The organism is uncultured Campylobacter sp., from assembly GCF_938018035.1.
Taxonomy (GTDB): Bacteria; Campylobacterota; Campylobacteria; order Campylobacterales; family Campylobacteraceae; genus Campylobacter_B.
Map to the genome: position 1 here is coordinate 1 of NZ_CALIJF010000017.1, position 1,641 is coordinate 1,641.

Sequence of the window (1,641 nt, forward strand, 5' to 3'; positions counted from 1 at the left end):
GCCGTTTGAGCTGCCGCAATGCACGTTTTACGCGCGCGATACGCAGTGGCTGATGGGGCCCGGTGCGCTTGATATTTGCGAGCCTTTCGGCATCGGGGTGATTTTTGAGGGTGAAAGACCGCTGCGCGTGGAAAATTTAGAGCTCAGCAGGGAGTATTAACCAAGGATAAAATTTTAAATTTAGAGGCGATTTTAAAATTTATACAGCACGCAAATCGGCGCGTTATAGCGCGCTCCCGCAGGTAAATTTAAATCGCAGCTCTTACCATTTTAAAATTTTGTAGCGCACCGCAGCGGCGAAGACACGCTTCGATAAATGCCGTCTAAATTTCATTTCCCGCGCCGTGTCGCGCAAATCCCTCGTTTGTGCCCTTAAAAGCGAGCGTTTATGACGGCGGCGCGAATGTAGGTGCAGGCAGTCTTGGAATTCTGCGTAAAATTTTGAAAGTATCCGCGCGCAACGGCGCGTAAAAAGCGCGCGAAAATTCGGCGTCTGGGCGCATGTCCGCTCATAGCCGCTACGGATTGAGCGAGCGAAGCGACAGAATTAAAACGCAGGGCGAGCGCGGGAAAAAATCGAAGATGGGTGCGGAGAGATGCAAAAAAAAGCGAGAAAAAGCGTAAAGGCGCGCAGCGGTATAGAGTAGGGTAGTGCGGGCTGCCGCAAATCAGGCTCGCAAATTGCGGATCGAAGGCGGGCTGAAACCAAAAGCTCGGCGCGCAAATTTGCGGATAAGAAAGTCGACGAGAGCAAAAAGTTGGGCGTATAGATTTACGGATCGGGCGTCTAGGGAAGGACGGGACGCGCGCCGCGAATTTAGCGATTTGGCTCGCAGAACGCGAATCAAAAGGCGCCGTAAGCAAAGAGGCGCGCAGCGAAATTTTGCGCTCCTTGAAATTTGATAAAATTTTGCCGCAAAATTTACGCTTTTTAAAATTCTATAAAATTCTGCTTGCAGAGCTTGCCCGTGAAATTTTTAAAGCTCTTGGCGGTCTGTTTTGAAATTTATAAAGCAGATCGCGGCACAGGCGTCGTCGAGTAAAATTTGAGATCAAAGCAAGCTGAAAGTAGAAATTTTAAGCGCGAGTAAATCGGGCTCGCAAATTGCGGATCGGGCGTCCGGCGCGGCAGGTGGCGCGGAGCGCAAATTTAGCGAGAAAATCGATGTATAAATTTCGCGCGCAAACCATCTTAAATTTAACGATCAAATTTTAAAACCGCTCTCGCAGCATCCCACCTCAAACTAGTAAATTTTAAAATTTCACCCTGCGGCATTCCTGCGCAAATTATTTAAATTTAATGATTAAATTTCAAAACTCGCCGTCTCGCATCACGCCCAAATTTACGCTCCGCCTGGACGGCATTTGACGCGCAGATCGCGCAAATTTCACGTTTTGCCTTACGGTATTCGGCGCGCAAATTCGCTCTGTATTACGCGCGCAAATTTCACGACAAAATTTCACGACGTTTCGGGCTTTGTAACTTACAGCTTCCTAAGTTTTGCGATCTCATCGCGCAGTGCGGCGGCCTTTTCAAACTCCAGTGCTGCCGCGGCGTCGAGCATCTGCTTGCGAAGCTCCTTTAAGATCTTGGCGCGCTCGGCGGCCGGCATCTTCTCTAAATTGGCACCCTTTCTTAAA

Annotated in this window: 1 protein-coding gene; it reads right to left on the reverse strand. The window is 49.2% G+C overall.

Going from position 1 to position 1,641, the window contains the following annotated elements:
- Window positions 1-1,484 precede the first annotated feature (1,484 nt).
- The coding region (locus Q0257_RS00540) for a UvrB/UvrC motif-containing protein (RefSeq protein WP_298020206.1) at window positions 1,485-1,641 on the reverse strand (157 nt) is incomplete at its 5' end.